General features: G+C 47.0%; 5 protein-coding genes and 2 pseudogenes. All 7 read right to left on the bottom strand.

Features of this window, described 5'->3' with window-relative positions; translation table 11 throughout:
- Nucleotides 1–146 precede the first annotated feature (146 nt).
- Nucleotides 147–275 (bottom strand): annotated as a pseudogene (locus ACESYO_RS16225) (Maff2 family mobile element protein); the annotation flags it as partial.
- A 32-nt stretch (nucleotides 276–307) separates the two neighbouring features.
- A pseudogene (locus tag ACESYO_RS16220) lies at nucleotides 308–559 on the bottom strand (VirD4-like conjugal transfer protein, CD1115 family); the annotation flags it as partial.
- Between the two features lie 83 nt (nucleotides 560–642).
- Nucleotides 643–1,881 carry a hypothetical protein gene (locus ACESYO_RS16215; protein WP_373210845.1) on the bottom strand — a complete coding sequence of 413 codons (1,239 nt, stop codon included), beginning with the start codon at nucleotides 1,879–1,881 and terminating at the stop codon, nucleotides 643–645.
- 87 nt (nucleotides 1,882–1,968) lie between these two features.
- A complete protein-coding gene (locus ACESYO_RS16210) occupies nucleotides 1,969–3,621 on the bottom strand; it encodes a recombinase family protein (RefSeq protein WP_373210843.1) in 1,653 nt (550 codons plus the stop codon).
- 75 nt (nucleotides 3,622–3,696) lie between these two features.
- Nucleotides 3,697–3,861 (bottom strand): hypothetical protein, encoded by a 165-nt coding sequence (locus ACESYO_RS16205; RefSeq protein WP_172749727.1) that lies wholly within the window; start codon nucleotides 3,859–3,861, stop codon nucleotides 3,697–3,699.
- Nucleotides 3,862–4,128: 267 nt separating this feature from the next.
- Nucleotides 4,129–5,457 (bottom strand): VapE domain-containing protein, encoded by a 1,329-nt coding sequence (locus tag ACESYO_RS16200; RefSeq protein WP_373210847.1) that lies wholly within the window; start codon nucleotides 5,455–5,457, stop codon nucleotides 4,129–4,131.
- Between the two features lie 112 nt (nucleotides 5,458–5,569).
- The gene (locus ACESYO_RS16195; RefSeq protein ID WP_373210841.1) at nucleotides 5,570–6,799 is read right to left on the bottom strand and encodes a serine/arginine repetitive matrix protein 2; all 1,230 of its coding nucleotides are present in this window, start codon (nucleotides 6,797–6,799) and stop codon (nucleotides 5,570–5,572) included.
- Nucleotides 6,800–6,810: the final 11 nt, after the last annotated feature.

Below are 6,810 nucleotides of genomic sequence, written 5' to 3'. Positions count from 1 at the left end.
GAGGGATTCCGCCGTAGTTGGCATTGTAGGAAAATCCAAAAGTTTAGATTTTCCCACAATGCTTATCTTTTGGTCTTTGGTTCGGAATAGTGTAGTGCTGGCGGTCTATCTCTTGTTTTCGGTTGCTTGCTTCCTTACCGTACATGAGCATTGGAGGCAGGGTTGTCCTGGCCATAACCTTCCAGGAGGTTGATGCCGCCCCACACGCACAGGCCGCCGCCCAGGGCAATCACCAGAGTCTGCAACACGTCAATAGCGTTAGTGAAAAAATCCATAAATCATATTTCCTTTCTTCGGTGTAGAATTGTTATTGAAGGTCCATTGCTGTCAATTCGTACATCTCGAAAGGCTCATCCGGCTTTACGATGGCCGGTTTGCGTTTCATGTACCGTTCCATATCAAAGAGGTATTTCTTGTCGGCGTCGGCGGTGTACTTGTAGTTGGGGTGCTTCGTCAGGTCGTACTTGTCCGAGAGGAATGGACGCACGCCCCGCAGCATGAAGATACACTTGCCTCCGTCCATTACCGCCAATTCGTCCTGGGTCATCAACTCTTTGCCACAATGTCAAGTGACGAATTCAAAAACAGGTAAAAAAATATCCCTCCTCGATTAAGAGGAGGGAGTAGCTGATTATGAATAGTTTAGATTTCCGTTATATTAAGATAAGTGTATAAATAATACAACTTATCAATTAGAGTATCGTATAATTTTTTGTATTCGTCAAAGGAAGATAGACCGAATGCGGCGACAATGTTATTTTGGCATTTGTCAATTTCGCTTTGCGAGATAAGGTGTGCAAAGCAAACTCGCAAATCGTTTAAATAGAATAAAGGTGATATAATTTCTTTGGCGGCATCGCCAGCAGAGATTGATATAATAGCTTGCAATAATTTTCTCGTTTTTAGATCTTTGATATTTTTCGGAATCGGGTTTACTAATTGCATACATAGTTTTCTTAATTCATCGCAATCAATTCCTTCGTTCAAGACACCATCTAAAACGATAATATTTTCTTCAATTTCCCTTTTTGAATAATTTATAGGTTTCTCAATAGAGTTGCCTTTGGCTTCGACCTCTTCTTCAAGATGAAATAATTTTACGCCATATTTTTTCTCCATCTTCTTGAAAAAAGCGTTTCGCAAAGAAATAATCCTTTTTTCCTTAATGGGATCACTAAATACGCAATTAAGTTGTGCTTGGTAAAACTCCGTATGCACAAGGCAGTGGTCTGACTCTATATTATAAGATTTCAACCAATAGATTGCCCTATCATCTTTTTCAATCTGGTCTAAGTCTCCTAAAAATATAATCACTTTATTGTTTTTATTAATTCCAAAAACAATATTCCACTCATATTTCCATCCGTTTTTTCCTAATTTCGCAATAGATCCATAGGTTTCAGAAAAAAAGTCCAACTCATACTCATCATCCGTAAAAAAGGCATTTAGTACTTTCCTGTCAAAATATACCGGGCAAGAAAATCCTTTTGGATGCGTTGGGTCCAAATCTACGCCAAGCCCCGGAATACTCAGGTCTCTTGAATCATACTTGAAGTCTGCCTCTTCTGCGTATGAGAATCTAACATCATTACGTCTTGTCAGTATACCATGAGTTTTTCCATTCTCTTGCATTTTGAAATACGCATAATAAGCATCTTGCGGTATAGAAGGACATAGCTGAATATACCCGCATCCTTCGCAAAGCATAATAGGACACTCGTTAATTTCTATTTTATATTCTCCAATTGTAATAGTAACTTTATCAATTTGCATCTCAAGGTATTCGCCGCAATCACACTCTGTTGTGTTAAGTTTAATCATAGTATTACGGTCATTAAACATTTCCTCAAACTGTTGAATCGATTCAAAGTGAAGTTCCATTTCATTTAATCTGCCTTTCTTTTTCCAAAGTCAATATTTCCATTATAATGTGAAACACCCCTTCTCAACTGAAAAGGGGTGTTAAATTCATTCCTCTATAAATGCGATTTCCCCCACAAAATTATAAACAATCCTGACTTCTTGTACCTTCTGACCATCAACCTTCTTGACTTCTCCCACCAGAATTCGGCTGATCAGGCGGTTCAGTACCGTTTCATCCAGCTCCTGAATGGTGGCATACTGCCGAATCTCCCGGATAAAGGTACGGACTTCACTTTCCTGAGCATCGGACTGCTGAAGCATTCGCATCAGTTCCTGCAACCGGCGCTGATTTTCTTCCTGTTCCTGCTCCATAGCGGCGGTCAACTTCATAAAACGCTGCTCAGAAAGCACACCCTTGGCCTTGTCCGTGTAAAGGCTCACAAACATATCGTCAATTTCCCGGTTTCTTGCTTCCAGGCGTTCACGCTCTTTCTGCATCTCGGAAGCATCCGCCATATATCGGCGCTCCATCCGGTTGCTCAACCGCTGATAAAAGGCATCTGCATCTTTGAGCGCCGTCGCTGCCAATTCCTGAATGTCCTTCAGGACAAGATTATACAAATCCCTGGCTTCGATTTTGTGACTGGTGCAGGCGCTTTTGCCCAGCCGGTTGTAGGTCTGGCAGATATAATATGCCTTATCAATCGGCTCTCGCCGCTCGCCCGTAAAGCGATTTTTCCCGGTTCTGCCGACCTTTTCATACCGCACCTGCATGGATTTCCCACAGGTGGCGCAGTAGATAATGCCGTGGAACAAGTTGTAGAAAGGGCAAGCATTTCCTTTCATAATAGGTGGCCTGCGATCCACGATTGCCTGTACTTGTTCCCATTCCTCCGGTGTCACAATCGCTTCATGACAGCCCTCAATGATTTCCCAATCCTCACGGGGAATGATGTCATAGGTGTTGGAACGAATCCCTTTCTGGTGTGTCCGGCAAACCAGATGAGCACCCTTATAAAAGGGGTTACGCAGGATATGGCTGATTCTTGCGCCGCCCCACGCATAGTAGTTGACATCGCAGGCGGTATTTCCTTTTACTCTTGTGATAGGAACCTTGTCCTCCATCAGCTGCTTGGCAATCCGCATACAGCCCCAGCCATCCAGTGCCAGGTCATAGATTTTGCGAATCACCGGCGCAGTTTCCGGGTCAAGGATCAAATGCCCCCGATCCTCCGGGTCGCGCATCAGCCCCAGGGGAGGCTGTCCACCGCAGAACTTCCCCTGTCGGGAACGGGTCATACGCCCCGCCAGCACTTTCTTGGAAATATCCCGGCTATACATATCATTCAGGATATTCTTGAAGGGCGTGATGTCCATTTCCTGACGGGTCAAACTGTCCACGCCATCCGTAATGGCAATATAGCGGACATTGTGTTTAGGGAAGAAGATTTCAATATAACTGCCGGCTTCGATATAATTTCTTCCCAGTCTGGACAGGTCTTTGGTAATGACACAACCGATTTTATCGGCCTCAATATCGGCAATCATCCGCTGAAAAGCCGGACGATTGAAATTGCGACCTGTGTAACCATCGTCCACATAATACTCATACTGGAACATCCCGTTTTTCTCGGCAAAGTCCCGAAGCATGATTTTTTGATTGCTGATACTCATACTCTCGTTATCGCCGCCATCGTCCAGAGAAATGCGGCAATAGAGGGCTGTGATTTTCTGATTGACTTGTTTTTTCCTGCTCATAGCAATCTCCTTCTATGAACAGGGACACGATATACATATTATACCATGCCCCTGTTTTTCCTTCAACCAATTCCCTCAGCTTGCCTTGCGTTCCAGCCATTCTTCAAAGTGTTCGCAAGTTTGCCGTTCAATGAGCTGTTCAAAGGCTTCCTGCATGGTTTTATCACCTGAAAACTCCCGTATCACGATAAACTTCACTTTTTTGCTCAGCTTGTTTTCTTGCTTTTGGGTTTTCTCCATAGGCTACCTCCATAGATCAGAAAAGCCAGACAAAGGATGCCAGCAACAAAGTCCGGCAACGAACTCCGAAAAACCTGCAACCTATCGTCTGGCCATCGTTTCTTACTTTTCAAATTTTCTTGTGAAATCTCGTTGCTTTCGTTGTCAGAAAACAGATGCACACCAAAAAGCCTTGCTTAATGGGCATTTATCGTGTCCATACCCCCGTTTTTGTAGCAACAAAGTCAGCAACCAGCCGACAATCAACTGGGCAACAAGCCCTGTAAATCAGGCAATCCACTCCTTTGGCAGCTCCAGCTGACGGACTTCTTCCTCGCTCAGCTCCACAAATCCACCTTTGTTGTCGGGCGGTTCGTTGCCGGAAATCTCCCGTTCCCAGCCACGCTGCCGCCCATATCCAGCAAACATCCGGGGATTAGAGAAGGGCTTCCAGCCAATTACCACAGTGTTCATGATCTCGTTGATGTTGTGCAGCTGCCAGCGCTTCGGCTCCTCAAAGGCGTGTCCTAACGCTTCTTTGAACAGCTGCTTGGAGCAGACTACATTGCCGGTGTAGTGTTCCAGAAAACCCTGAATCTGTCCGGCCTCAGTATCCTCCGGCATGAAGTCCTTCTGAACCTCCACCAGCTGCCGCTGAATCTCCTTTGAAAACTTCATGGAATACTCGCCGCTGCGGTAAATGGTCATAGCCTCCGCCCATACCTGCAACAGATATTCTCTGGAAGCGGCTTCGTCCTCTAGAATGTGAACATCCGCTTTCTCCGGGTCAATCATCACCGGCAGGAACCGGCGATTTCCGGCCCGGTCAAGGGGTAGGAAATCCAGCGTGTTGGAGGAACCGCCGAACACACACTGCCGCAAACGGTCTTTGGGCTGGGCCTCATAGGGGGTGCGGTAGGTTTCTTTTTGGCGGCTGATAAAAGAGCGGATCTCCTCGATGCTCTTGGCGTTACTGGTGGCCAGCATCTCCGACATCTCGATGATCCAGTGGCCTTGCAACTTGGCAAACACCTTATCATCATCCAGCTTTTTCAGGTCGTCGGAGAACCACTCATCCTGTATAGCCAGGAATCGAAAGAAGGTGGACTTTCCGGCTCCTTGGCCGCCCACCAGACAGAGCAGCTCCTCATACTTGGAACCAGGATGGAACACCCGGCGGATGGCTCCCAACAGAAAGTGTTTGAGCATTTCTTCCACATAGTTGCCCTCATCCGCCCCCAGAAAGTGATGCAGGCAAGAGCGTATCCGGGGTATGCCGTCCCAAACCAAGCCATTCAACACATCCTGAATGGGGTGATAGCAATTTTCGTTTGCTACGATAGAGAGCGCCGCCATTAGCTTCTTTTCACTGGTCAAACCATAGTTCTGCTCAAAGTAAAGGAGCAGATATTTGACATCGGTATCAGTCAAGGCGCTGGTGTTTCTACGCCAGCCCAAATCTCGCACAATGTCCACACGGTCGGTCAGCAGATTCAGCAGGATTGCGCCCCGCAAAAGCGGATCTTGGCAAAGCACCGTGCGGCAATTTCCAATGGTGTTGGCCGGTTGTCCTTTTTCCGTCGTGGAAAGGCTTTCCCGTACTTCAGCAACGGTCAATTCCTCACTTTCGGCCTGCTGGGTTGCAGGCACTAAACTCTGAGTTTCGCTGTTCAATGTTTCTCACCTCCTCAAGGGAAAAGCATCTGATTTGTATGCAAAATCAGATACCTTACCGCTCCATATCCTGTTTTCGCTGCTGTTGCTTTTTCCGGTTTGCTTCCCGCTGTGCGCTGTCCTGTTTGGATTTATTCAGAAAAGCAAGAATGGATTCTTTTGCCTTTTCCTGAATCTGCTGTTTGCCAGCCTGCTTGACCTCCGGCTGCATCAGCTTCTTCTGGATTTTTGTCAGCGCAGACTGCATGGCATTTTTGATTTTGGAGATTACTCCATCCAGCCGGGCAGCGGCATACTCACGCTCTTTTTGCGGTGCTTTCCGTTCCGGCGATAGTACCCAGTTTTTCGTTTCTTCCACCAACCGGAGGTCCTCCTTGTGGGTCTCCTGCCGAACGGTGTCAGTGACAACTTCCACCGCCTTGTCATAGGCAATATCCGAAACTTCCTCCACCAGTGTTTCCACATCCTCGATTTTCAGGGTCAGCTCCTCCAGCTTTTGTTCCTGAGCCGCCAGCTGCTCCTTTTGCTTCATCAGAATGTAGTCCTGCTTTTCCAGATACGCCCGCCCGCCATAGGACGGCTCCTGCTCCAGATGAACCCCATGTTTGAGGCTGATGTCAAAGAGCATCGTCCGGCATACTGCATCAAAAGTCTGTTTTCGGTTGTTGTGTTTGCCCTTGGGTTTACTCGGATCAGGCAATTCAAAGCCCAGTTCCTCCAGCGCCTTTTCCTGCTGGGGGCACAACTCCCCATACCGGTTTTTGCAGTCAAACACATGGCGCTCGTGGATGTGAGGCGTACCCTCATCCAGATGCAGCGCCCAGTCCAGAATGTGGATATGGGAACCAAAGCGCCGTTCAAACTCCTCGTAAAATTCGCTGACAATGAGTGCCAGAGTACCCGCTGGAACGGATTCTTCCATGGTGCCGATCTGGTAAATGCTTTCCTCTGGGCAGGTCTTGTTGTTTTTCAAAAGATCTTCTACCGTGCGGTTGCGCTCAGTGTGCCGGGTTTTCTCGTTTCGGGCATTCTGGTCATCTACATGGTCGGAGTAATGCTCGTAGTAATACATCCGCTCAATTTCTTCAAAGCTGAAATCTGGCTGTTCCGGGTTCTCCCGAAGTTCTGGGGTAGTGAAACCACGGTAGCAGTCCCAGTACACATTTTTTCTGGCTCGCTGGGCATCAATGTGTTCGCTGTTCTCCATATCAAACCGGCGGTCATTGTGCCGGGGATTATAGGTGCCATGCTTACCGGAGCGTCCGTTGTGCCGTGTCAGTTTCAATTTTCATCCCT

The sequence above is a fragment of the Allofournierella massiliensis genome (assembly GCF_964241245.1).
Classification (GTDB): Bacteria; Bacillota; Clostridia; order Oscillospirales; family Ruminococcaceae; genus Allofournierella; species Allofournierella massiliensis.
Note: the sequence above shows the minus strand (reverse complement) of the source record. Positions and strands in the feature narration are given on the sequence as shown.